The sequence below is a fragment of the Amycolatopsis coloradensis genome, from assembly GCF_001953865.1.
Taxonomy (GTDB): domain Bacteria; phylum Actinomycetota; class Actinomycetes; order Mycobacteriales; family Pseudonocardiaceae; genus Amycolatopsis; species Amycolatopsis coloradensis.
Window position 1 is genome coordinate 113,675 of record NZ_MQUQ01000009.1, and the last position, 22,168, is coordinate 135,842.

Below are 22,168 nucleotides of genomic sequence, written 5' to 3' on the forward strand. Positions count from 1 at the left end.
GCGGTCAGTCGGCGAGGACCTGTTCGCGCAGGATGTCCGCGTGTCCGCAGTGCTGGGTCAGCTCCCGCAGGACCTGGAGGTACACCCAGCGAAGCGTCCGCGGCCCCATCCGGTGCCCGGTCACGACCGTGTCCAGCGACAGGTCGGCGACCAGCGCCCGGGCCGTGGCACAGGCTTCCCGATGGGCCGCCGTGATCGAGGCGACGGTGTCATCCTCGGCGAGGCGAAAGGATTCGTCCGGGTTCCGGGCCAGACCAAGCGCCCGGCGGGACTTGCCCCCGACGGCCTCCTCGAACCACACCCGCTGCATCCACGTCACATGCTTCAGCAACCCGAGCAACGTCGTCGCCGACGTGACGAGCCGTCGGCGGGCCTGCTCCTCGGTGAGCCCGTCGAGTGTCATCTCGATGGCGCCGCGATGTTCCTCGATGAACGCGTCGAGCTGTGTGCGTTCGTCGTCCAACGGCACATCGAAAGAACCCATCGAGATCTCCTGCCACGTGTCACCACTGTCGCCCCAAGTCCATCAGTAGGCGTCGTGCCAATTCCACCATTCGTACGGCGGCGTCTGCGGATACCCCTCCGGCGAGTCCTCCCACTCCTCCTGCCGCCCCAACGCGGTGATGTCGAGGTAGCTCCACGTGCTCCCCATCGCCTCGTCGCCGCGATTGTTGACGAAGTAGGTCCGGAAGACCTGGTCGCCTTCGCGGATAAAGGCGTTGGTGCCGTGCCATTCGTCGACCCCGAAGTCGACGTCGAAGTCACCGGTGATCGTGTACCAGGGCATCGTCCAGCCCATCCGCGCCTTCATGCGCGCGAGATCCGGTTGCGATCCGCGTGAGACGAAGGCCAGCGTGGTGTCGCGGGCGTTCAAATGCGCGACGTGCGCGACCTGGTCGGCGACCAGCGAGCAGCCTTGGCAGGCGTGGTCGGGGAAGCCTTCCACGCCGGGATCGAAGAACGCCCGGTAGACGATCAGCTGGCGGCGCCCCTCGAACAGGTCCAGCAGGTTCACCGTCCCGGACGGGCCTTCGAAGTCGTACGGCTTCTCGACCGCGACCCACGGCATCCGCCGCCGTTCGGCCGCGAGCGCGTCGCGGGCGCGGGTCAGCTCTTTTTCCTTGACCAGCAGCCGAAGCCGGGCTTCTTCCCATTCGGCCGGGGACACTGTGCTGATCTTCATGATCTCTCCAGATGGTCTTTCAGAGCCGCGAGCGGCCCGTCCCAATCGCGGGCGAGCGCGGCGAGGAACCGCTGGGCGACCTGCATCGGGCCCGAGCGCAGCAGATAGCGCACGCGCCGCCGCTCCCCCTGTTCCGGGGTCACCAGGCCGGCGTCGGTGAGCACGGCGAGGTGTTTGGCGATGGCCTGCCGGGTGATGGGCAGCCGCTCGGCCAGATCGGTCGCCGTGGCGGGGCCTCCCGAGGCGAGCGTGGCGAGGATGCTCCGCCTGCTCGGGTCGGCCAGCGCCACGAAGACCTGTTCGGCGATCGCTTCGATGTCAGAGGGCATCGAGGTATTCGATCAGTTCGCCCAACTCGGCCGCCCACCCCTTCGTGTTCCCTTCGAACGCGACACCGTGGGCGTCGTCCGGAAGCTGGGAGAAGCCGGACTCGACGACGGTGAGCCGCGTGCCCGCATCGACCGGTTCGAGGGTGAACTCGACGTAGGTGCGGCGCGGGTCATCGTCGGGCAGGCCGTAGATGTTCCAGGTGAAGCCGAAGATCTCCGGCTCCTCGACGCGCTCCACGCGCATCTGCGCCTTGTGCCCCTCGTCCCACTTCATCTCGGCGTCACCACCGGGCCGCAGGTCGATGCTGGCCTGGTTCCCGAACCAGGTGCCCAGCCCCTCGGCCGTGGTCAGCGCGGCCCACACCTTCGCGGGCGGATGGGCGATCTCGACGGTGCGTTCGATGCGGTCGGGGAATCCCACGACAACCTCCTCAAGTAGCAATCAACTGGTTGCCATATCTTTGTATAGCAACCAGATGATTGCGTCAAGTGTGACTCAGGAAGCCGTGTACAGCGCGCCGAGGAACTCCAGCAACAGCCGTTCGCGCAACGGACCGGGTGCGGTGGCCAGCAGCGCGTTGATCTCCGCCATCCGGGTCGGCAGACCCGCGCCGCCGCCGAGACCCGCGGTTGCCAGCATCCCGGCGAACTGCTCGGGCGTCAGTGTCGCGGGGTCCAGCGCGGCCACGAATTCCGCCACCTGAGGGTCGATGACGACGGGACCGGATTCCCGCGCGGACTCGACCGACGCGGCAAGGTCGACGAGGAATTCCTTTTCGCTGCCCCGGTTCGCGGCCGTCACGGTCAGGTGCAGGTTCGCGGGCGAGGACCCGTGGGCGAATTGCGGCTGGACGTACCACCCGCGCTCCCGCATCTCGTCCGCGACGGTGAACAGGTCGAATCCCGCGCCGGTGTCCACGGTGAAAGCGAGCAACGTCGAGATCGGGTCGCCGAGGACACGCAGCCCGTCCAGCGCCTCGACTCCGGCGCGGATCTCCACGGCCGCCTCACGCGCGGCAGAAGCCAGCTTCGCGTAACCCTCGTCGCCGACGTGACGCACGACCGCCCACGCGGCGGCGAGCGGGCCGCCGGACCGCGTGCTCTGCACCGTGGTGTTCAGCATCGTGTAGCCGGGCCAGTCGGCGCTGGCGAAGTAGTGCGTCCGGCGCAGTCCCGCGTCCGCGTGCAGGAGAACCGACACGCCTTTCGGGCAGTAGGCGTATTTGTGCAGGTCCACCGAGACGCTGGTGACACCGGGGACGTCGAAGCCGAACGGGCCGGGATCCAGGTACGGCAGCACCCAGCCGCCGATGCAGGCGTCCACATGGAACCGGACGCCGTCCAGGAGCGCCGCGATCTCCGGGATCGGGTCGAGGACGCCGTGCGCGTAGGACGGCGCGCTCGCGACGACGAGCACCGTGGTGTCGTCGACCGCGGCGGCCATCGCCTCGGGAACGGCGCGGAAGGTCACCGGGTCGACCGGCACCGAAACCACGCGGGCACTGAAGAAATGCGCCGCCTTGTGGAACGCGGCGTGCGCGGTCGTGGGCAGCACGATGCTCGGCGAGGTCACTTCGGGACGCGCGTCGCGGGCGGCCAGGACGGCGAGCAGGCACGACTCCGTGCCGCCCGACGTCACCGAACCGACGGTCTCCGCCGTGCCGCCGAGCAACCGCGCGGCGGTGCCGACGAGATCGTTCTCCATCCGCAGCAGGCTGGGGAACGCGGTCGGGTCCAGGCCGTTGGCCGACGACGCCAGCGCGTGCGCCGCCGCACCGAGTTCGTCCACTTCGGACAGACCGCTGTCGTAGACGTAGGCGAGTGTCCGGCCGCCGTGCGTCGGCAGATCTCCCGCGCGCAGTTCCCGCAACTCCCGGAGCACGTCTTCGGCGGTCATGACCGGCGCTCCAGCACCGACTTCCGCAGCAGCGGGATGCCCAGCACGATCAGCACGGCCGGGAGGATCGACGCGCCGAGCAGGATCGCCGTGAGCGCGCTGTCCGGCTGCGCGGCCTTGGCGTCGAGACTGGACTGATAGCCGCCGAACTGGAGCACCAATCCCCAGATGCCCGGCCCGAGCGCGAGTCCGAGCGTCTCCGACGCCGTCCAGACACCGGCCGCGACCCCGGCCCTGGTCTCACCGGTCCGCTCCTCCTCGTCGCTGATCAGGTCCGGCAGGATCGCCAGCGGGAACACCGAGATCCCCGCGTACCCGACACCGCAGAAGGCGACGAACACCATCGTCACCACGAACGGGAACACCTGGGCACCGAGAAGCCCCAGCAGGCCGACGCCGAAAGCGGCGGTGGCGATGCGGAAACCGGCCAGCTTCCCCAGGCTCGCCCCGAGTTTCGGCCACAGCGGCATGGTCAGCAGCGCCGGGCCGACGAAACCGACGAACAGGACCGTCGAGTAGCCGGAGCTGCCGAGGATCCGCTCGGCGAAGAACGGGATCGCGGCCAAAACCGTGCCGATGCCGAGCGCTTGGATGAAGTAGACCCCGAGCAGCCAGCGGAACGGCCGCCACCCCGCGAGTGTCCGGAGCAGCTCGCGCGGGCTCACCGTGTTCGGCCGCAGCGCGCCGACGGGAGCGTCCTTCAGCCCGAAGTACACGCCGAGGGTCGCCAGCAGGATGACCACGGCGATGAACACGCCCATGACCCGATAACCGGCGATGCCACCGACGAGGTCGGTGATCGCGGGCGCGCCGCCGCCGGAGATCAGGATGGCGACCGCGAGGAAACCGATCCGGACGCTGGTCAGCTTCGTGCGCTCTTCCGCCGAATCGGTCAGTTCGGCGGGCAGCGCGTTGAACGGCACCTGGAAAAACGCGTACGCGGTGGCGCACAACAGGAACACGACGACGACGTAGATCGCGTCAGGCACCGGCGCGCCGAAGCCCGGGTGCGCGAACAGGGCCGCGAAGAGGATCGAGACACCGATACCGCCGTAGAGCAGGAATCGGCGGCGGCTACCGGTGCGGACCATGTCCGCGTCCGACAGCCTGCCCGCGATCGGGTTGAACAGCACGTCCCACGCTTTGGGAACGAAGACGATCAAGCCGGCCACGCCCGCCGCGACGCCCATCGTGTCGGTGAGGTATTTCAGGAGGAGCAGTCCGGGAACCGTGCCGAAGGCGCCGGTGACGAACGAGCCGAGCGAGTAGCGATACCTCGTCCGTGCTGGCAGGGCTGCCATGATCCTCCTCGAGGCGTTTCTCCCGATGAAGGCCTCAGTATTGGATCTTGGCCACCACCGGGTAGTGGTCGGAGGGAATCGTGCCACCGTCGTAATGCACGAGCTGTACCGGGCCGACAGCGGCGAGTGGGCGGCCGCCCGCAAGCACGGCTCCGACATAGTCGAGCGAGTCACGGTAGGTCCCCGGCACGGACTTCGCGGCGTTCGGGTTCGTCGCCGTGTCGAAGGTGTACGCGCCTTCGCCGGTCGTGCGGAGGACACCGCCGAGAGCGGCTTCTCCCTGCTGGACCTGGGTCCGGCCCTGGGTGTCCTTGCGCGCCTGTCCCGCCCAGTACTCGATGTTCAGGTCCCCGGCGATCACGACCGGCTCCCCCGCGGGCGCGTGTTTCGTGACCAGTTCCCGGATCTCGCCGAGCTGCGCCATCCGGATCTCGTGCGCCTTCGGCAGGGTCTCCGGCCCTTCGTCGGCCTGCATGTGGGTGCCCGCGATCCAGAGCGGCTTCCCGTTCACGACCAGCCTGGCGAGCGCGGCGCCCTTGTTGGACAGGTGATCGGCCGTGCCCGAGTAGGAATTGCGGAAGACCAGCTGGTGTTGTTCGGTCACCGGCGCCTTGCTCAGCACGGTGACCCCGCCGTTGACCACGACAGGGGAACTCGAGCAGTTCCCGTTCACCGAGTTCCAGCCCGCGGAGGTCTTGCAGTATTGGCCGACGAGCGGCGTCTGGTGCGGCCAGAGGTCCTTCAGCCGGTTCCGCATTTCCTCCGCCTGCGCGCTGAACGCCTCGTCCAGGACGACGACGTCGGCGTCGTTCGCGCGGATCACGGCCTCCGCCGCGCGAGCCCTCGCCTGCCTGTCCGAGGTGTTCGGACCGGCGATCCACGGCAGTTGCCAGATGTTGAACGCCATGACCTTCACCGAAACCGCGGCTTGGGCGGGGACGGTGGTTCCGGCGAACAGGGCGGCGGCGATGGCGAGTACGGCGAGCTTCCGCACGAAAGACCCTTTCTCAGGAGACGACGAACGTCCGCGAAGTCCCGCTGAACGCGGAGATCGCCCCGTTCCAGCCGTTCTTCCAGTTGCCGAAGTGGACCACGCGGTATTTGCCGATCGGGGCGTTCGGGTGGATCTTCCAGTGGACGACGGCTTTCGATTCGGCGACGAAAGTCCGTGCCCAGTGGTACTTCGTGTCCCAGTCGCCGTCGTCGGCGTGCCGGACCCACTTGCCGTCGGCCAGCCGCTGGATCTCCAGGAACGTGCCACCGCGCCGGAGATCGTTCTTCGGATGCCCGGTGACGAACTCGACGGCGACCTGCTCGCCGCGGCCGTAGGTGCTCTTGGCGTCGACCAGGACGTCACCGAAGGACAAAAGAACCTCGTGAGTGACAGGTCGGTCAGAACCGAATCGCCACTCACGACCACCTCGGCCCGGCGCACGGGGGATGTCGCGAAAGCCACTTTCGGGACATCAGACGTCGCGAAAGTGGCTTTCGCGACTTGCTTCACACTTTCCCAGGTACGTGAAGGACCCCTTCATTGCGCTAGACGCAATGAAGGGGTCCTTCACGTACTACAAGCGACCCGAGCACTGACACCGAGAGGCGCGGGGGTGATCGCAAGTGGCCCACCCACCTACGAAAGGGTCGCCGCGACCTTCGCGAGCGTCGCCGCGTCACCCCGCAGCAGCAAGGTGGTCACCACGGTCTCCTCCCACGCGGCGAGTTCGTCACGGATCTTCTCCGCGGGTCCGATCAGCGACGTGTCCTCGACCAGCGACGTCGGGATCGCGGCGGTCGCCTCGTCCTTGCGGCCGGCCAGGTACAGCTCCTGGACCTTGTCGGCGACGTCCTCGTACCCCATCCGGGCGAAGACGTCGTGGTGGAAGTTGACCGATTTCGCGCCCATGCCGCCGATGTAGAGCGCCAGCGACGGCTTGATCCAGCTCGCGGCCTCCTCGACGTCGTCGTGGACCAACACCGGGACGGACGCGGCGACCTCGAAATCGCCGAAGCCGTGCCTGGCACCCGGGCGGGAAAAGCCCTCCTGGAGCGCAGTCCGATAGAAGGCGTCGCTCTTGGGCGAGAAGAACAGCGGGAGCCAGCCGTCGCAGATCTCCGCCGACAGCGCCACGTTCTTCGGTCCCTCGGCCGCGAGGAAGATCGGGATCTCCTCGCGGAACGGGTGCACTGTGGACTTGAGCGCCTTCCCGAGCCCGGTCCCGCCTTTCAGCGGCAACTGGAAGTGCTGACCGTCGTGAGTCACCGGCGCCTCACGCGCGACGACCTGCCGCACGATGTCGACGTACTCGCGTGTGCGGGCCAGCGGCCCCGGATACGGCTGCCCGTACCAGCCCTCGACCACTTGAGGGCCGGACGCGCCGAGCCCGAGCACGAACCGGCCGCCGGACAGGTGGTCCAGGGTCAGCGCGTGCATGGCCGTGGCGGTCGGGGTGCGCGCCGACATCTGGACGATGTTGGTGCCGAGCTTGATCCGGCTGGTCGACGCACCCCACCAGGCGAGCGGGGTGAACGCGTCCGAACCGTAGCCCTCGGCTGTCCACACGGAATCGAAGCCGAGTTCTTCGGCCTTCAAGACCGCGTCCAGCGCGCCCTCGGGCGGGCCGGAGGACCAGTAACCGAGGTGGTGACCAAGCTTCATCGAGGCTCCTCGTCAGACGTTCGGTGAGTAGTGCTCGGGTTTGCCCCGCTCCGAAAGCGGCGGAAGGTTCCTCGCGGGAGTCTCGGCCAACGGGACGCCGGGGGCCAGTTCGCCGCGCTCCCGGCGCCAGCCCGCACGGGCGCGGGGGTGGTAGCGCCGGTCTCGCGGGACCAGCTTGAACACCGCGTTGATCAGCTTCCCCGCCCGCCGGTGCCGTCGCTCGTCACGGTCGGTCCAGGTGTAGCCGAGTCGCTCGCGGATCGGCGGGTCGTAGAGGCCGACGGTCAGCCAGACGAAGTTCCGCGCGACGTGCCCGCGGACGAGGTTCCAGGCGAAATCCGGTAGCCACGGCAGGAAATGCGGCTTCGCGATGTCCTTGATCTCCAGCACGTCGCGGGTCGCCTTGTTGTCCTCCAGGACGTCCTCGCACATGCGCTTCCAGTACAGCTGGAAGTCCTCCCACGACTCCGGCACCGGGCGCATGCTCATGCCGTACATCTCGTACCACTGGACGTGCTCGTCGAACAGCTTCCGCTTCTCGGCCTCGCCGATACCGCCGACGAAGTTGTCCGCGATGAGGATCGCGCTCATGAAGAACGTCGAGTGCGCCCAGTAAAAGGTGTCCGGATCGAGCGCGTGATAGCGCCGGCCGTGCTTGTCGACGCCTTTGATCCGATCGTGGTAACCGCGCACTTCCAGCGCGGTCCGCCGGGCGCGCGGCCCGTCGTAGATCACTCCCCCGATCGGGTACAACGAGCGGAACAGCCGCTGCCAGCGCTCCTCGAAGAACCGCGAATGCTCCTCGACGCCCGCACCCAGCTCGGGGTGCATGTTCTGCATGGATCCGGCCCAGAGCGCGATGAGCAGCCCACGCCAGTCGCCGAAGTACTTCCAGGTCAGCGAATCCGGTCCCAGTGGCCGCGGCTGTGTCATCCCCGGTCTCCTCAGCTGAGCTGGTTAAATTGACCACAACTGTTGTCAGGTTAAAGTTGACAACAGCCGTAGTCAACTGTCGTATTCAGGACGAGGAGCCGATCATGGCCGGCCGGAGCTGGGCAGGCACGACCCTGGACGACCGCAAGGCCGCGCGACGGGAACAGCTTGTCGACGCGGGCCTCGACCTGCTCGGCACCCAGGGCAGCGCCGGGGTGAGCGTCCGCGCGGTGTGCCGTCACGCCAAGCTGACGGAGCGGTACTTCTACGAGAGTTTCACCGACCGCGAGGAATTGGTCGTCGCGGTCTACAAGCACATCGGCGAGCAGGCGCGGCAGGCTCTGGTCGACGCGGTCAGCGACACGGCCGAACCCGCCGAACGGGCGAAGGCCGCCGTCCGCGCCTTCGTCGAATTGATGCTCGACGACCCGCGCAAGGGCCGCGTGCTCCTGCTCGCGCCGATCACCGATCCCGCGCTGACCACGCGCGGGATCGCGCTCCTCCCCTCGTTCGCCGAACTGGTCAGCGGGCAGCTGTCCCACGGCGACGCGGCGACGCGGCAGATGACCTCGATCGGGCTGGTCGGCGCGCTGAGCAACGTGTTCATCGCCTACCTCGACGGCTCGCTCAAGGTGAGCCGCGAGCGCCTGATCGACCATTGCGTTCGCCTCGTGCTCGGTGCGGACCGTCAGCCCTGATCCCGTTCGGCGACCAACTGCAGGGCGATGTCGATGATCATGTCCTCCTGCCCACCCACGTATTTCGCGGCGCCGACGCGGTACAGGATCTCGTGCGCCGGGACGTCGTAGCGCTCGGCCGCGCGTTCGGCGTGCAGGAGGAAACTCGAGTACACCCCGGCGAAACCCTGCACGATCGACGACCGGTCCATCACCGGCAGTCGCGTGATGTAGGGCTTCACGACGTTCTCGGCCGCGTCCATCAGCACGTCCTTGTCGACGCCGGTGCGGATCCCGAGCCGTTCGAACGTCGCCGCGAGGACCTCCGTCGGCGAGTTGCCCGCGCCGGCGCCGAGCGCCACGAGCGAACCGTCGATCTGCCGGGCGCCCGCGCGATAGGCGAGCACCGAGTTCGCGACGCCGAAGCTCAGGTTCTGATGCCCGTGGTAACCGACCTGCGCCCGGTCCCCGAATTCCGCCACCAACGCGGCGACCCGGTCGCCCGCGTCTTCCAGGATCAGCGCGCCCGCGGAGTCGACGACGTACACGCACTGGCACCCGGCGTCGACCATGATCCGGCCCTGTTTCGCCAAGTCCTCGGGCGTGGCCATATGGGACAGCATCAGGAAGCCGACCGTCTCCAGCCCGAGGTCCCGCGCCGCGCCGAAGTGCTGGACGGAAACGTCGGCCTCGGTGCACTGGGTCGCGATCCGGACGGCGCCCGCGCCGAGGTCGGCCGCCACCCGCAGGTCGCCGACCGTGCCGAGTCCCGGCAGGAGCAGCACCGCGATCTTCGCGTGGCGTGCCTCGTCGACCGCCGCGGCGATCAGTTTTCGTTCATCGACAAGGGAAAAGCCGTAGTTGAACGTGGAGCCGCCGAGTCCGTCGCCGTGGCTGACCTCGATCAGCGAGACCCCGGCCTCGTCCAGTGCCCGGACCGTGTCGCGCACGTTCTTCTCGGTGAACTGGTGCGCCATCGCGTGACTGCCGTCGCGCAGGCTCGTGTCGACCAGCCGGACCTCACGGTCGATCTCGTCCCACTTCACGCCGCCACCTCCTGAGTCGCCAGGAGGTCGCCGACGCGGGCGGCCGCGGCCGTCATGATGTCGAGGTTCCCGGCGTATTCCGGCAGGAAGTCCCCGTTCCCGGCGACTTCCAGGAACACCGCGACCCGCGCCTGCCCGCTCCAGCCAGCCCGGGGCGGGTCGTATTGCGGATCTGCCTTGAGCGTGTAACCCGGCACGTAGGCCTGGACGGTTTCGACCATCCGGTGGATGGATTCAGTGACCGCGTCGGAGTCCGCGTCCGGGTCGATCGCGCAGAACACCGTGTCACGCATGATCATCGGCGGCTCGACGGGGTTGATGATGATGATCGCCTTGCCTCGGCTCGCTCCCCCGACGAGTTCGATCCCGCGTGCCGTCGTCGCGGTGAATTCGTCGATGTTCGCCCGGGTGCCGGGACCGGCCGAACGCGACGAGACGGACGCGACGATCTCGGCGTAGGGCACCGGCGTCACCCGGGACACCGCGTGCACGATCGGGATCGTGGCCTGGCCGCCGCAGGTGATGAGGTTGACGTTCGGCACGTCCAGCCGGTCGGGCAAGCCAACGGCGGGGCAGGTGAACGGGCCGACCGCGGCCGGGGTCAGGTCGATCGCGCGGATCCCGGCGGCGGCGTAGCGCGGCGCGTTCGCCAGATGTGCCTTCGCCGAGGTCGCCTCGAAGACCAGGTCCGGCAGTTCGTCACGGGAAAGGAGCCAGTCGACACCGCCCGCGGACGTCTCCAGTCCCAGCCCGGCGGCCTTGGCCAGCCCGTCCGAGTCCGGGTCCACGCCGACCATGTACCGCACCTCGACGTGTTCGCTGCGCCTCAGCTTCGCGAGCAGGTCGGTGCCGATGTTGCCGGGACCGACGATCGCGGCCACCGCTTTCCGTTGCGCCATGTCAGGTGACGCTCCCCGAGCGGATAGGGCACAATCAACCCATGCGTGCCGCTGGGCGGAACGACGACCCGGAACGAACCGGAGCGGACGGCCTCGTCGCCGCCCGCGTCACCGCGCTGCTCTCGGCTTTCCGGCCCGGCGACGACGCGCTCGGCGTTTCCGAACTGGCTCGGCGGACCGGACTGGCGAAGTCGACCGTCCACCGGCTCACCGGTCACCTGGTCGCGACCGGGCTGCTCGAACGCGAAGGTGTGGCGCTGCGGCTCGGGCTGAAGCTGTTCGAGATAGGCCAGCTGGCGATACGGCGTCGCGGACTGGTCGAGGCGGCGCGCCCATATCTCGCCGATCTCCGCGAGGCGACCCGCAACACCGTGCATCTCGCGGTGCTGGAAGGCACCGAAGTCGTCTACCTCGACATCCTGCGCGGACCCGACGCGCCGTCGCTGCCGTCCCGCATCGGCGGCCGTTTTCCCGCGCACGCCACCGGTGTCGGAAAAGCGATCCTCGCGTTTTCTCCGGAATCCTTGGTGACACAGGTGATCGACGCCGGGTTGCCCAGGGTCAGCGTCCGGACGATCACCGTCGCCGGATTGCTGCGCCGTCAGCTCGCGAAGGTCCGCAGCGACGGGATCGCGCTCGAACGGGAGGAGTCCGGCGTCGGTGTCGTGTGCGCTGCGAGCCCGCTGCTCGACGCGAAAGGCGTTGCGGTGGCGGCGTTGTCGATCTCCGGCTGGGCGAATCGCATGCACACCAACCGGGTCGCACCCGCGGTACGGACGGCCGCGTTGGCATTGTCCCGCACTCTCTGAGGACCTACGCGAGAAGACCTCGCCGGACCAGTTCGGGCCGGACGCCTTCGCCGAACCAGTACGCCTCTTCCAGATGCGGATATCCGGAGAGGACGAACTCCTCGATGCCGTGCGCGTGGTACTCCTCGATGAGGTCGGCGACCTCGCGGTGGCTGCCGACGAGCGCCGTACCCGCACCACCGCGTACCAGTCCGATGCCCGCCCACAGGTTGGGATGGATCTCCAGCCCGCGGACGCCGCCGTCGGTCTTGCCGCCGTGCAGTGCCGCCATCCGCTGCTGGCCCACGGATTCACTGGCGGACAACTGTTTCTGCGTGTGGGCGATCCGGTCGGGGTCGATCGCCTCCAGCAGCTTGCCCGCCTCTGCCCACGCTTCGGCTGCCGTGTCGCGCGACAGGGTGTGCAGCCGGATGCCGAAGCGGAGTTTCCGGCCCTGCTCCTCGGCGAGTTCCCGCACCTTGTTGATCTTTTCGGAGACCTGCGCGGGTGGCTCGCCCCAGGTCAGGTAGACGTCGGCGTGCCGCGCGGCGATCGGGAGCGCGGCCGCGGACGAACCGCCGAAGTAGATCGGCGGCACCGGATCCGGCACCGCCCTCGTGGTCGCGCCCTCGACCTTGAGATGTCCGCCGTCGAAGTCGAACGGCTCGCCGCTCCACACTCCCCGCACGATCTCGAGGAACTCGCCGGTGCGGGCGTAACGCTGGTCGTGATCGTGCCAGTCGCCGAACCGGCGCTGTTCGACCGCGTCCCCGCCGGTGACGACGTTGAGCAGCACGCGACCCTGCGAGATCCGCTGGAAGGTGCCCGCCATCTGCGCGGCGAGCGTCGGCGAGACGGTCCCCGGCCGGAAAGCGACCAGGAACTTGAGGGTTCTCGTCTCGCGGATCAACGCGGCCGTTGTCAGCCAGGCATCCTCGCACCAAGTCCCGGTCGGGGTCAGGACCCCTTCGAAACCGTTGGCCTCGGCGGCGCGGGCGACCTGGGCGAGGTAGTCGAGGCTCGGCTCGCGGGCGGCAGTCGCACCGGCGGCACGACTGGCGTGGAAGTGCTCCACGATCGTCCGGCCGTCACCGGTGGTGGGCAGGAACCAATGCAGCGTGAGCGTCACGCTTCCGAGCTTCGGCTTCCGGGACGGCCCGGGTCAATCGGTGAACCTCGCGTCCCGCGATCTGGACGCCTCCACCGCAAGCAGTCCTCCAGTCGCGCGCTCAGCCGCCGAACATCAGCCGCCATTCGTCCAGCGACTTCGCCCGGAACACGAAGTTCGTGTCCTTCACTCGCGAAAGGTTCGCCGACGGCTCGGCCGAGTACTGGTGTCCCGGGTAGACGACCGGATCCCCGTCCAGCCCGGCCAGCCACTCGAGGCTCCGGTAGATCGCTTCCGCGTCACCGCCGGGGAAATCGGTACGGCCACAGCCTTCGAGGAACAGCGTGTCCCCCGAGACGAGCCGTCCGTCGACGAGAAAACACTGGCTGCCGGGGGTGTGTCCCGGCGTGTGCAGGAGGCGGATCGGCACCGCGCCGACCTCGACGACTTCGTCGTGTTCGTGCGAACGCAGATCGGTTCCGGAGACCCCGGTGATCCGGCGGACCCAGTCGGCTTCCGCGCCGTTGACGTGGATCGGAACCTGGACACGTTCCAGCAGTTCCGCGATCCCCGGCAGCGAAAAGCCCATCATCTCGCCGCCGACGTGATCGGGATGATGATGCGTGGCGAGGACGCCGGTCAGCCGCATGCCGTCGGCTTCCAGCAGGTCGAGCAGATCACCGACGGCGTACGCAGGGTCGACGATGACGGCCTCGTTCGTCTCCCGGTCGCCGATCAGATAGGCGAAGTTGACCATCTGCGTCGCGACCGGATCCCCCACCGCGAAGTCACGGCCCGCGAGCAACTGCCGGAAGTACAGCCTGTCAGCCATGGCGCACACCTTACGGTGCGCTACTCCCCCACGGTGCCGTCGGCCAGCTCTCGCAGGACGTCCAGGTGCCCGGTGTGCCGCGCGGTCTCCTGGACCACGTGCGCCAGCACCCAGCGGACGGTGAACTTCCCCGACCGGCGTGCCCGCTCACCCGGCGGCACCCCGGCCAGCGACGACTCCGAAAGCGCCCACTCCGCGCGGTAGGCCTCGACGACCGAGCGCGGGTCGTCGTCCTCGGTCAGGTCCCAGCTGGGATCCGGTGAGCCTTCCCACAGCGACGGCAGGCCGGCGCCACTCGCCTCGATCGACAACCACCAGCGTTCGACCGCGGTCAAGTGCTTGAGCACCCCCAGCGCACTCATCCGCGGGGACGACGGCAGCGGTGTCGCGACCGCCTGTTCCCTGGTCAGCCCCGCGACCTTGTTCACCGCGGTGGCACGGAGAAACCGCAGGAAGTCCCACTGGATCCCGGCTTCGTCTTCGGCGATCCCGTCGGGCCAGGCCCGGTCCACCGGCTCGACCGCTCTCGAACTCGTGTTCGACATGCGACCACCTTACCCAGCGGCGAACTCGCGTGCTTGGCGCGGAACGCGTGAGATCGCCGGGTGGACACGGCTGGCCACTAGGCTGACGCGTCATGTGGTGGGGATTGGTCTGTGCGTTCTTCGCGGCCTGTGCGTACGGCGTCGCTTCGGTGATGCAGGCGGTCGCGGCGAAGGCGACTTCGGGTGCCGAAGACCGGGTAGATCCCCAGCTTCTCGTGCGGGTGCTGCGGCAGTGGAAGTTCGTCGCGGGCCTCGCGCTGGACGTCGTCGGGTTCGTCGCCCAGCTCGTCGCCCTGCGGGTGTTGCCGCTGTTCGTGGTCCAGGCGGCGCTGGCGGGAAGCCTCGCCGTGACCGCGGTCGCGGCGCGGACGCTCGGTGTCCGATTGGGACGTCGCGAGTGGACAGCGGTCGCGGTCGTCTGCGCCGGGCTCGCGCTGCTCGGGCTGTCGGCGGAGAGCGAAGGCTCCTCGCCGACCGGGCTGGGTTTCCGGCTCGTGCTGATCGGCGCGGTGATCGTCCTCGGCACGGCCGGGATGCTCGCCGGCCGCGCGCCACGGCGAATCCGGACACCGGCGCTGGGCCTGATCGCCGGACTGTGCTTCGGCGTGGTCGCCCTGTCCGGCCGCGTGCTCACCAGCCTCGCCCCGCTGGACCTGCTGGCCGACCCGGCCACCTACACGTTGGCCGTGGCGGGCGCGCTGGCGATGTTGTTCTACGCCACCGCGCTGCAACGCGGCAGTGTCACCACCTCGACCGCGATGATGGTGATCGGCGAGACCGTCCTGCCTTCCCTGATCGGGGTTCTCGTGCTGGGCGACACCACGCGACCCGGGTTCGCGGCGGTGGCGGTGGCCGGATTCGCGCTCGCGGTCTCGGCGGCGCTGGCGCTGGCCCGCTTCGGCGAGCCCGCCCCGATCGAACCGGTCAGCGCGCCGCTCGGCTGACCCCGCGCCGGGACACCAGCAGCCAGGCCAGGTACAGCCCGCCGATGGCGCCGGTCACGAGCCCGACGGGCAGCCCGGCGAGCACCTGCTGGGTGATCAGATCGCTCGTCACCAGCAGGAGCATGCCCATCAACGCGGCCGCGGCGAGCCCGGGTCCCGAAGACCGCGTGAGCCGCTTCGCCAGCTGAGGCGCGGCGAGTGCCAGGAACGCGATCGGACCGGCGGCCGCCGTCGCGATCGAACACAGCCCCACACTGACGCCGAGAAGCACGATCCGGCTCCGCTGCACCGGCACGCCGAGCCCCTTGGCCGAGTCGTCACCCATCTCCAGAAGGGAAAGCCTTCGGCCGTAGACCAAGGCGGGCGGCAGCAGGACGGCGATGGCGATCGCGACCGGGACGACGTGCTCCCAGCCGCGCCCGTTGAGCCCGCCGACGAGCCACGCCTGCGCCGCCAGGCCGTCCTGCCAGGCGGCCCTGGTGATGAGGTAGGAGTTGAAGGCGAGGAGCATCGCGTTCACCCCGATACCGACGAGGATCAGCCGGAACGTGTGCACGCCGCCTTTCAGCGCGAGCAACGCGATCAACGCCGCGGTGACGACGCCGCCGACCAGCGCGCCCAACGACACCTGGAGCATGCCGCCGTGCACCACGATGATCGTCAGCAGCGCGCCCGCGGCGGCGCCTTCGGTGAAGCCGATGAAATCGGGGCTGCCCAAGGGATTTCCGGACAGGCTTTGCAGGATCGCGCCGCTGACCGCGAGCGCGCCGCCGACCAGCAACGCGGTCAGCAGCCGCGGCAGGCGCAGGGTGGTCACGATGAACTCGGTGCTCCGGTCCCCGAAGCCGAACAGCGTCCGGATGACCTCGCCGACGGACAACGGGTAGTCGCCGGTGGTCATGCTGACCGCGCCGACGAAGAACACGGCGACGGCCAGCAGGGTGACGACGATCGTCGCCCGCGGGGTGACGCGCAGGGACAATCCGCCGCCCGGGGTGCGCAGGACGCGGGTGCTCATCGGGGGGCGCTCCTTGATCGCGGTCACAGGCGGGCCAGCTTCCCGCGGCGACAGAGCGCGATGAACACCGGCGCGCCGAGGAACGCGACGACGATGCCCGCCTGCAGTTCCTCCGGCGGGTTCAGCACCCGGCCGACGACGTCGGCGCCGATCAGCGCGATCGGCGCGAGCAGCATCGAATACGGCAGGACCCAGCGCTGGTCCGGGCCGACCAGCATGCGCGCCGCGTGCGGCACGGCGAGCCCGAGGAACAGAACCGGTCCGATGGCCGCGGTGCCCGCCCCGCAGAGCAGGGTCACCACGATCGCGCCCAGCACGCGGGTGCGGCCGAGGTGGGCGCCGAGCGCCTTGCCGGTCTGGTCGCCGAGCGCGAGGACGTTGAGCGGCCGGGCGAGCAGCAGCGCGATGACCGCGCCGACCGCCACGAACGGCGAGATCTGCCAGAACACGTCCCATTTGCGGCCGCTGAGCGAGCCGACGTTCCAGAAGCGGAACTGGTTGAACGTCTCGGGCATCAGCAGCAGGACCCCCACGATGTAGGCCTGAAGCACCGCCATGACGGCCGAACCGGCGAGCACGAGCCGGTCCGGGGTGGCGCTGCGGCCCGCCGAGCCGAGGACGTACACCACGACCGAGGCGATCGCCGCCCCGGCGAAGGCGAACCAGATGTAGCCGAGCACCCCGGAGACCCCGACGAACGCGATGCCCGACACGACCGCGGCCGAGGCGCCGGTGTTGACCCCGAGCAGGCCTGGGTCGGCGAGCGGGTTCCGGGTGAGCGCCTGCATCACCGCGCCCGCCAGGCCGAGTGCCACGCCGACCACCAGGCCCAGCAGGGTTCGCGGGATACGGAGGTCGTGGATGATCACCGCGTCGGTCGAGCCGTCGTTGTGCCACAGCACCGACCAGGTGGAGGTGAACGGGATGCTCTTCGACCCCACCCAGACGCTGAGCAGGAACACGAGCGCAAGCAAGGCGAGCCCGAGCACCAGACCGACGGCGCGGAACTTCCGCGCCGCGGCGCTCGGCGGGGACGCCGCGACGGACGGGCGTTCGGTGACGGCCACGGAACCTCCTTCGCAATGAGGCGAGGCAACCGAACGCCGGAGTTCACCTCAACGAGCTACTTACTTAGACTAGCCTTACCTTTCTCTATCACGAACGGAGGCGCCGGGTGACCGCAACGGCCACCACCAGCCGGAGTGTCCTGCGGCAGGCGATCTCCGGCCAGCGACGGCAGGTCACCCTCGCGTCCGTGCTCGCCGCCGGACATCAAGGCGGTGAAGCCCTCGTCCCGGTGATCATCGGTGTGGTGATCGACCAGGCCGTCGCCGGCGGCTCGGTGGGCACGCTCCTGTTCTGGCTCGCCGTGCTCGGCGTGGTCTTCGCGGGACTGTCCTACAGCTATCGGTTCGCCGCGCGCGCGGCCGAAGGCGCCTCGCTGCGGGCGGCGCACGACATCCGCATCGCGATCAGCAGGCGGGTCCTGCATCCCGGCGGTGGCGCCGAAAACGGCAAGCTCGCGGGTGAACTGGTCAACATCGGCACCAGCGACGCACAGCGGGTCGGGGTGGTGAACGCGGTGCTGCCGTTCGGGATCGCCGCGCTCGCCGGAGTGCTGGTCAGCGCCGTCGCCCTGCTGCGCATGTCCGTCCCGCTCGGCCTGCTGGTCCTCCTGGGCACGCCGCCGCTGCTGTACGTCGCGCATCTCATCGGCAAGCCGCTGGAGCGGCGCAGCGAGGCCGAGCAGGAACGTTCCGCGCACGCTTCGGGCGTCGCCACCGACCTGGTCTCGGGCCTGCGGGTTCTCAAGGGCATCGGCGCCGAACCGGCCGCCGTCGCCCGCTATCGCGACACGAGCCAGAACTCCCTCGCCGCGACCTTGCGCGCCGCACGGGCCAAGGCCTGGCACGACGGCGCGGTCCTCGCGCTGACCGGGATCTTCATCGCGATCGTCGCCCTCGTCGGCGGGCACCTCGCGTCGTCGGGAGCGATCAGCGTCGGCGACCTCGTCGCGGCCGTCGGTCTCGCCCAGTTCCTGCTCACCCCGTTCCTGATCTTCTCGTGGGTCAACGGCGAACTGGCGCAGGGCCGCGCGTCGGCGTCCCGGGTGGCCGACCTGCTGAACACCCCGCCGAAGGTCGAAGCGGGCGACGGCGAACTTCCGCTGCCCGCCACCGGGGACGTCCGGTTCACCGACGTCTCGTACGGCAGCCTCCGCGGGGTCGACCTCGACATCCCGGCCGGGCAGCTGGTCGGCGTCGTCGCCACCGATCCCGCCACCGCGACCGATCTGCTCGACTGCCTCGGCCGCGCGGGCGATCCGACCGGCGGCGAGGTCCGTGTCGACGGCGTCGATCTGTCCACTGTGGACCCCGAGCGGGTACGGGAAGTCGTCCTGGTCGCCGCGCACGACGCGGACCTCTTCGAAGGAACGCTGGCGGAGAACGTCCACGCCGGTGGCAACGCGCACGACGAGGCCTTGGCCGCGTCGGCGGCGGACGAGGTCGCGGCGGCCCTGCCCGACGGGACCGCGACCGCGGTGACCGAACGCGGGCGCTCCCTCTCCGGCGGCCAGCGGCAACGCGTCGCGCTCGCCCGCGCGCTCGCTGCCCAGCCCCCGGTGCTCATCGTCCACGACCCGACGACGGCGGTGGACACGGTGACCGAAGCGAGGATCGCCACCGGGCTCGCCCGGTTACGACAAGGACGGACCACGATCCTGGTGACCACCAGTCCCGCCCTGCTCGCCGTCACCGACCGCGTCGTCGTCCTCGACGGCGGCCGGGTCTCGGCCGAGGGCGTCCACGCCGAACTCGCCCGCGATCGCGCCGACTACCGCGCGGCGGTGCTGTCATGACCCGCGAACTCCTCCCCACCGCCGACGGCAAGCGGATCCTCGCCGTCCTCGGCGAACTGCTCCGCACCTCGAAGGCCCGTGCCGCCGGCGCGCTCACGATGCTCGTCGGCGCGACCGCGATCGGGTTGCTCACCGTTCGCCTGCTGGGCCACATCGTCGATCTCGTCATCGAGAAACGGCCCGCGACCGAACTGACCACCCCCGTGGTGGGACTGGTCCTGGTCGCCGTCGCGCAGGCGATCGCGACGGCGCTGGGTGTCTCGCTGACCGCGAGACTCGGCGAAACGCTGTTGGCGGAACTGCGCGAACGGTTCGTCGACCGGGCGCTGAGCCTCCCGCTGGAACAGGTCGAACGCGCGGGCTCCGGTGATCTGACCGCCCGCGTCACCACCGACGTCACGGTGGTCGCGAGGGCGGTCCGTGACGCGCTGCCCGAACTCGGCCGCTCGGTGCTGACGATCGTGCTGACCCTCGGCGCGCTCGCCGTCCTCGACTGGCGGTTCCTCCTCGCCGCGCTGCTGGCGACGCCGATCCAGTCGCACACCGTCCGCTGGTACGTCCGCAACGCCGTCCCGCTGTACGCGAAGCAGCGGATCGCGACGGGTTCGCAGCAGCAGCAACTGCTCGACACGATCGGCGGCGCGAAGACCGTCCGCGCGTTCCGCCTCGCCGACGCCCACGTGGAGCGCGTCCGGCAGCGGTCCGAGGGCGCGATGGACCTGATGCTGCGCGGTGTCCGGCTGATGACGAGGTTCTTCGCCCGGCTCAACCTCGCCGAGTTCGTCGGTCTCTCCGCCGTGCTCGCGACCGGGTTCCTGCTGGTGGGCGCCGACGCGGTGACCGTCGGCGCGGCGACCGCGGCGGCACTGTACTTCCACAGCCTGTTCGGCCCGATCAACACCGCGCTGGCGCTGGTGGACGACGCGCAGGCGGCCGCGGCGAGCCTGGCCCGGCTCGTCGGTGTCGCCGACCTGCCCGCGCCACAGGAGCCCCGGCTGCCCGCGAAACCCGTTGACGCCTCGGTGAAGGCGGCCGGGATCTCTCACTCCTATGTGGACGGACACCCGGTACTGCGCGACGTCGACCTGAGCCTCTCCCCCGGCGAGCGGGTCGCACTGGTCGGGGCGAGCGGCGCCGGGAAGACGACGCTGGCCAAGCTGATCGCCGGGATCCACACCCCGGGCTCCGGCACGGTCTCCGTCGGCGGAGTGCCGCTCGACGAACTCGGGCCGTCCGCCACCCGGCGGGCTGTCGCGCTGATCAGCCAGGAGGTGCACGTCTTCGCCGGTTCGCTGGCGGACGACCTCCGGCTCGCGCGGCCCGGCGCGTCCCACGCGGAACTACTGGCGGCGCTGGAAAAAGTCGGCGCGCGAGGCTGGGCGGAAGCGCTGGACGAAGGTCTCGCGACCGTGGTCGGCGAAGGCGGTCACCAGCTGACGGTCACCCAATCCCAGCAGCTGGCACTGGCCAGGCTGGTCCTCGCGGATCCGCCGATCGCGATCCTCGACGAGGCCACCGCCGAAGCCGGGAGCGCGGGCGCGAAGACCCTCGAAGCCGCCGCGGCGGCCGCTCTCGAAGGCCGGACCGGTCTCGTCGTCGCGCACCGGCTGACCCAGGCGGCGGCTTCGGACCGCGTCGTCGTGCTCGACGCGGGCGTGGTCGTCGAAAGCGGGACGCACGACGAACTCGTGGCCTCCGGTGGTCGGTACGCAACGCTTTGGGCGGCCTGGTCGGGCAACCGTTCACGGACGTGACCCGGGACGCAGGGCCGCCGGTTGCCATCGACTGGTGCGAGTCTTAGGTTAGCCATACCTGAATCCGGCATTTCGCTGGACCGCCGATCAAGAAGGACGGATGATGGCCCGAATCCCCACCCTCTCCGCCGTGCGCGGGCGCCTGCGGACCGCCGGCGTGCTGGCGTCCACCCTGGTGCTGGCTGCCTCGCTCACCGCGTGCGGAGGCGGCGGCGAGTCGGCCACCCCGGCCGCGCAGAACTCCGCGGGCTCCGCGGTCGACGCGAACGCGTTCCCGACGACGATCGAGCACAAGTACGGCAGCACCACCATCACCCAGGAGCCCAAACGCGTCGTCACGGTCGGGCTGACCGAACAGGACGCGCTGCTCGCCCTCGGCGTCGTCCCGGTCGGGGTCACCGACTGGCTCGGCAAGTTCCCCGGCACCATCGGCCCGTGGGCGACCGACAAGCTCGGCGGCGCCGCGCTGCCCGAGGTCCTCAAGGACGTCGACGGTCCGCAGTACGAGAAGATCGCCGCGCTCAAGCCGGATCTGATCATCGCGCTGTACTCCGGGCTCACCAAGGAGCAGTACGACAAACTGAGCCAGATCGGCGTCCCGGTCGTCGCGCAGCCCAAGGAGTACAACGACTACGGCATCCCCTGGAACGAGGCGACCAAGAAGGTCGGCCAGGCCGTCGGCCGCGCCACCAAGGCGAACGAACTGGTCAAGGGCGTCGAGGACAAGTTCGCCCAGGCCCGCGAGGACCACCCGGAGTTCGCGGGCAAGTCGGCGCTGATGGCCTCGACCTACGAGGGTTACTTCGTCTACGGCAGCCAAGACGGCCGTTCGCACATCCTCGAATCGCTCGGCTTCAACCTGCCCGCCGACCTCGACACCATCATCGGCGACAAGTTCGGCAAGAGCCTCAGCGCCGAACGGACCGACCTGCTCGACCGTGACGCGCTCGTGTGGCTCATCGACACCCCAGCCAAGGCGCAGGACATTCTCGGCAAGGACGCGCTCTACACCGGCTTGAAGGTGGCGAAGGAAAAGCGTGAGGTCTTCATCGAGAACGAAGGCACCTACGGCAGCGCCGTCTCGTTCGTGACCGTGCTGAGCCTGCCGTACGTGATCGACCGGATCGTCCCGCAGCTGGCCGCCGCGGTCGACGGCGACCCGAAGACCGAAGTCAAGCCTGCGTCCTGACCAGGCGCAGCGGAGAACAGGGCCGCGAGTGTGACGCTCGCGGCCCTGTTTCGTGCGTGGTGGCCCGGAACTCACGTGATCAGACGGCGAACACTCGTGCTTGAACGGCGAACTCGCGTGATCAGACGGACGACACGCGTGATTGCACGGACGATGGAGGAATTGGGACGCTGAAACGTCCCGATTCCTCCATCGTCACCGCTGAAGCT

The 22,168-nt window shown here is 69.5% G+C and carries 23 protein-coding genes; 6 read left to right on the forward strand and 17 right to left on the reverse strand.

The genetic code is table 11. The annotated features are described in order from the left end of the window. Nucleotides 1-4: 4 nt before the first annotated feature. The 10 genes from BS329_RS17660 to BS329_RS17705 all read right to left on the reverse strand — a co-directional run bounded on the left by BS329_RS17660 (nucleotide 5) and on the right by BS329_RS17705 (nucleotide 8,299). Nucleotides 5-484, reverse strand: coding sequence for a DinB family protein (locus tag BS329_RS17660; RefSeq protein WP_076162116.1), 480 nt, complete (start codon nucleotides 482-484; stop codon nucleotides 5-7). 42 nt (nucleotides 485-526) lie between these two features. After that, nucleotides 527-1,183 (reverse strand): DUF899 domain-containing protein, encoded by a 657-nt coding sequence (locus BS329_RS17665; RefSeq protein WP_076162118.1) that lies wholly within the window; start codon nucleotides 1,181-1,183, stop codon nucleotides 527-529. Further along, a complete protein-coding gene (locus tag BS329_RS17670; RefSeq protein WP_076162120.1) occupies nucleotides 1,180-1,512 on the reverse strand; it encodes an ArsR/SmtB family transcription factor in 333 nt (110 codons plus the stop codon). The genes BS329_RS17665 and BS329_RS17670 overlap by 4 nt, the downstream gene beginning before the upstream one ends. Beyond that, a complete protein-coding gene (locus BS329_RS17675; RefSeq protein WP_076162122.1) occupies nucleotides 1,502-1,933 on the reverse strand; it encodes an SRPBCC domain-containing protein in 432 nt (143 codons plus the stop codon). The genes BS329_RS17670 and BS329_RS17675 overlap by 11 nt, the downstream gene beginning before the upstream one ends. A gap of 75 nt (nucleotides 1,934-2,008) precedes the next feature. Next, a complete protein-coding gene (locus BS329_RS17680) occupies nucleotides 2,009-3,409 on the reverse strand; it encodes a pyridoxal phosphate-dependent decarboxylase family protein (RefSeq protein WP_076162124.1) in 1,401 nt (466 codons plus the stop codon). Then, entirely contained in the window at nucleotides 3,406-4,710 is a 1,305-nt protein-coding gene (locus tag BS329_RS17685) for an MFS transporter (protein WP_076162126.1), read from the reverse strand. The genes BS329_RS17680 and BS329_RS17685 overlap by 4 nt, the downstream gene beginning before the upstream one ends. A 34-nt stretch (nucleotides 4,711-4,744) precedes the next feature. Continuing rightward, nucleotides 4,745-5,704: a sphingomyelin phosphodiesterase gene (locus tag BS329_RS17690; protein ID WP_076162128.1), complete on the reverse strand. Its 960-nt coding sequence runs from the start codon at nucleotides 5,702-5,704 to the stop codon at nucleotides 4,745-4,747. A 13-nt stretch (nucleotides 5,705-5,717) separates the two neighbouring features. After that, nucleotides 5,718-6,077, reverse strand: coding sequence for a neutral/alkaline non-lysosomal ceramidase C-terminal domain-containing protein (locus BS329_RS17695; RefSeq protein ID WP_244197203.1), 360 nt, complete (start codon nucleotides 6,075-6,077; stop codon nucleotides 5,718-5,720). Between the two features lie 263 nt (nucleotides 6,078-6,340). Next, nucleotides 6,341-7,366: an LLM class F420-dependent oxidoreductase gene (locus BS329_RS17700; RefSeq protein WP_076162130.1), complete on the reverse strand. Its 1,026-nt coding sequence runs from the start codon at nucleotides 7,364-7,366 to the stop codon at nucleotides 6,341-6,343. Between the two features lie 12 nt (nucleotides 7,367-7,378). Continuing rightward, entirely contained in the window at nucleotides 7,379-8,299 is a 921-nt protein-coding gene (locus tag BS329_RS17705; protein WP_076162132.1) for an oxygenase MpaB family protein, read from the reverse strand. 104 nt (nucleotides 8,300-8,403) lie between these two features. On the opposite strand from BS329_RS17705, the gene BS329_RS17710 reads away from it, so the two are divergent. Beyond that, on the forward strand, nucleotides 8,404-8,997 hold the full coding sequence (locus BS329_RS17710) for a TetR/AcrR family transcriptional regulator (protein WP_076162134.1): 594 nt from the start codon (nucleotides 8,404-8,406) through the stop codon (nucleotides 8,995-8,997). On the opposite strand, the gene dmpG is transcribed toward BS329_RS17710, so the two are convergent. Both dmpG and BS329_RS17720 read right to left on the reverse strand, forming a co-directional pair. Then, nucleotides 8,988-10,022 (reverse strand): 4-hydroxy-2-oxovalerate aldolase, encoded by a 1,035-nt coding sequence (dmpG, locus tag BS329_RS17715; protein ID WP_076162136.1) that lies wholly within the window; start codon nucleotides 10,020-10,022, stop codon nucleotides 8,988-8,990. The genes BS329_RS17710 and dmpG overlap by 10 nt on opposite strands. Continuing rightward, nucleotides 10,019-10,921: an acetaldehyde dehydrogenase (acetylating) gene (locus BS329_RS17720; protein WP_076162138.1), complete on the reverse strand. Its 903-nt coding sequence runs from the start codon at nucleotides 10,919-10,921 to the stop codon at nucleotides 10,019-10,021. The genes dmpG and BS329_RS17720 overlap by 4 nt, the downstream gene beginning before the upstream one ends. Before the next feature lie 41 nt (nucleotides 10,922-10,962). Here BS329_RS17720 and BS329_RS17725 point away from each other — a divergent pair, with 41 nt between their 5' ends. Further along, a complete protein-coding gene (locus BS329_RS17725) occupies nucleotides 10,963-11,730 on the forward strand; it encodes an IclR family transcriptional regulator (RefSeq protein WP_076162140.1) in 768 nt (255 codons plus the stop codon). Between the two features lie 4 nt (nucleotides 11,731-11,734). Here BS329_RS17725 and BS329_RS17730 read toward each other — a convergent pair whose 3' ends face one another. The 3 genes from BS329_RS17730 to BS329_RS17740 form a co-directional block, all read right to left on the reverse strand. Beyond that, nucleotides 11,735-12,838: an LLM class flavin-dependent oxidoreductase gene (locus tag BS329_RS17730; RefSeq protein WP_076162142.1), complete on the reverse strand. Its 1,104-nt coding sequence runs from the start codon at nucleotides 12,836-12,838 to the stop codon at nucleotides 11,735-11,737. A 100-nt stretch (nucleotides 12,839-12,938) separates the two neighbouring features. After that, on the reverse strand, nucleotides 12,939-13,649 hold the full coding sequence (locus tag BS329_RS17735; protein WP_076162144.1) for an MBL fold metallo-hydrolase: 711 nt from the start codon (nucleotides 13,647-13,649) through the stop codon (nucleotides 12,939-12,941). A 20-nt stretch (nucleotides 13,650-13,669) separates the two neighbouring features. Beyond that, nucleotides 13,670-14,194 carry a DinB family protein gene (locus tag BS329_RS17740; protein ID WP_076162146.1) on the reverse strand — a complete coding sequence of 175 codons (525 nt, stop codon included), beginning with the start codon at nucleotides 14,192-14,194 and terminating at the stop codon, nucleotides 13,670-13,672. 92 nt (nucleotides 14,195-14,286) lie between these two features. Here BS329_RS17740 and BS329_RS17745 point away from each other — a divergent pair, with 92 nt between their 5' ends. Next, nucleotides 14,287-15,138 (forward strand): DMT family transporter, encoded by an 852-nt coding sequence (locus BS329_RS17745; protein ID WP_076162148.1) that lies wholly within the window; start codon nucleotides 14,287-14,289, stop codon nucleotides 15,136-15,138. Here BS329_RS17745 and BS329_RS17750 read toward each other — a convergent pair. Continuing rightward, nucleotides 15,119-16,156 carry a FecCD family ABC transporter permease gene (locus BS329_RS17750; RefSeq protein ID WP_076162301.1) on the reverse strand — a complete coding sequence of 346 codons (1,038 nt, stop codon included), beginning with the start codon at nucleotides 16,154-16,156 and terminating at the stop codon, nucleotides 15,119-15,121. The genes BS329_RS17745 and BS329_RS17750 overlap by 20 nt on opposite strands. A 23-nt stretch (nucleotides 16,157-16,179) precedes the next feature. Further along, complete coding sequence (locus tag BS329_RS17755; RefSeq protein ID WP_076162150.1) at nucleotides 16,180-17,223, reverse strand: FecCD family ABC transporter permease; 1,044 nt, start codon at nucleotides 17,221-17,223, stop codon at nucleotides 16,180-16,182. 107 nt (nucleotides 17,224-17,330) lie between these two features. Here BS329_RS17755 and BS329_RS17760 point away from each other — a divergent pair, with 107 nt between their 5' ends. The 3 genes from BS329_RS17760 to BS329_RS17770 all read left to right on the forward strand — a co-directional run bounded on the left by BS329_RS17760 (nucleotide 17,331) and on the right by BS329_RS17770 (nucleotide 21,959). Continuing rightward, entirely contained in the window at nucleotides 17,331-19,016 is a 1,686-nt protein-coding gene (locus BS329_RS17760) for an ABC transporter ATP-binding protein (protein ID WP_076162152.1), read from the forward strand. Further along, nucleotides 19,013-20,770, forward strand: coding sequence for an ABC transporter ATP-binding protein (locus tag BS329_RS17765; RefSeq protein ID WP_076162154.1), 1,758 nt, complete (start codon nucleotides 19,013-19,015; stop codon nucleotides 20,768-20,770). Before BS329_RS17760 ends, BS329_RS17765 begins: the two co-directional genes overlap by 4 nt. Before the next feature lie 103 nt (nucleotides 20,771-20,873). Then, nucleotides 20,874-21,959: an iron-siderophore ABC transporter substrate-binding protein gene (locus BS329_RS17770; RefSeq protein ID WP_076162303.1), complete on the forward strand. Its 1,086-nt coding sequence runs from the start codon at nucleotides 20,874-20,876 to the stop codon at nucleotides 21,957-21,959. The last annotated feature ends 209 nt before the right edge of the window (nucleotides 21,960-22,168 follow it).

Excerpts from the sequence above, each read along its gene's own strand:
- BS329_RS17725 (WP_076162140.1), top strand. The coding sequence starts at position 10,963 with ATGCGTGCCGCTGGGCGGAACGACGACCCGGAACGAACCGGAGCGGAC.
- BS329_RS17700 (WP_076162130.1), bottom strand. The coding sequence starts at position 7,366 with ATGAAGCTTGGTCACCACCTCGGTTACTGGTCCTCCGGCCCGCCCGAG.
- BS329_RS17720 (WP_076162138.1), bottom strand. The coding sequence starts at position 10,921 with ATGGCGCAACGGAAAGCGGTGGCCGCGATCGTCGGTCCCGGCAACATC.
- BS329_RS17765 (WP_076162154.1), top strand. The coding sequence starts at position 19,013 with ATGACCCGCGAACTCCTCCCCACCGCCGACGGCAAGCGGATCCTCGCC.
- BS329_RS17705 (WP_076162132.1), bottom strand. The coding sequence starts at position 8,299 with ATGACACAGCCGCGGCCACTGGGACCGGATTCGCTGACCTGGAAGTAC.
- BS329_RS17740 (WP_076162146.1), bottom strand. The coding sequence starts at position 14,194 with ATGTCGAACACGAGTTCGAGAGCGGTCGAGCCGGTGGACCGGGCCTGG.
- BS329_RS17745 (WP_076162148.1), top strand. The coding sequence starts at position 14,287 with ATGTGGTGGGGATTGGTCTGTGCGTTCTTCGCGGCCTGTGCGTACGGC.
- BS329_RS17735 (WP_076162144.1), bottom strand. The coding sequence starts at position 13,649 with ATGGCTGACAGGCTGTACTTCCGGCAGTTGCTCGCGGGCCGTGACTTC.
- BS329_RS17680 (WP_076162124.1), bottom strand. The coding sequence starts at position 3,409 with ATGACCGCCGAAGACGTGCTCCGGGAGTTGCGGGAACTGCGCGCGGGA.
- BS329_RS17710 (WP_076162134.1), top strand. The coding sequence starts at position 8,404 with ATGGCCGGCCGGAGCTGGGCAGGCACGACCCTGGACGACCGCAAGGCC.
- BS329_RS17660 (WP_076162116.1), bottom strand. The coding sequence starts at position 484 with ATGGGTTCTTTCGATGTGCCGTTGGACGACGAACGCACACAGCTCGAC.
- BS329_RS17770 (WP_076162303.1), top strand. The coding sequence starts at position 20,874 with ATGGCCCGAATCCCCACCCTCTCCGCCGTGCGCGGGCGCCTGCGGACC.
- BS329_RS17685 (WP_076162126.1), bottom strand. The coding sequence starts at position 4,710 with ATGGCAGCCCTGCCAGCACGGACGAGGTATCGCTACTCGCTCGGCTCG.
- BS329_RS17665 (WP_076162118.1), bottom strand. The coding sequence starts at position 1,183 with ATGAAGATCAGCACAGTGTCCCCGGCCGAATGGGAAGAAGCCCGGCTT.
- BS329_RS17670 (WP_076162120.1), bottom strand. The coding sequence starts at position 1,512 with ATGCCCTCTGACATCGAAGCGATCGCCGAACAGGTCTTCGTGGCGCTG.
- BS329_RS17750 (WP_076162301.1), bottom strand. The coding sequence starts at position 16,156 with ATGAGCACCCGCGTCCTGCGCACCCCGGGCGGCGGATTGTCCCTGCGC.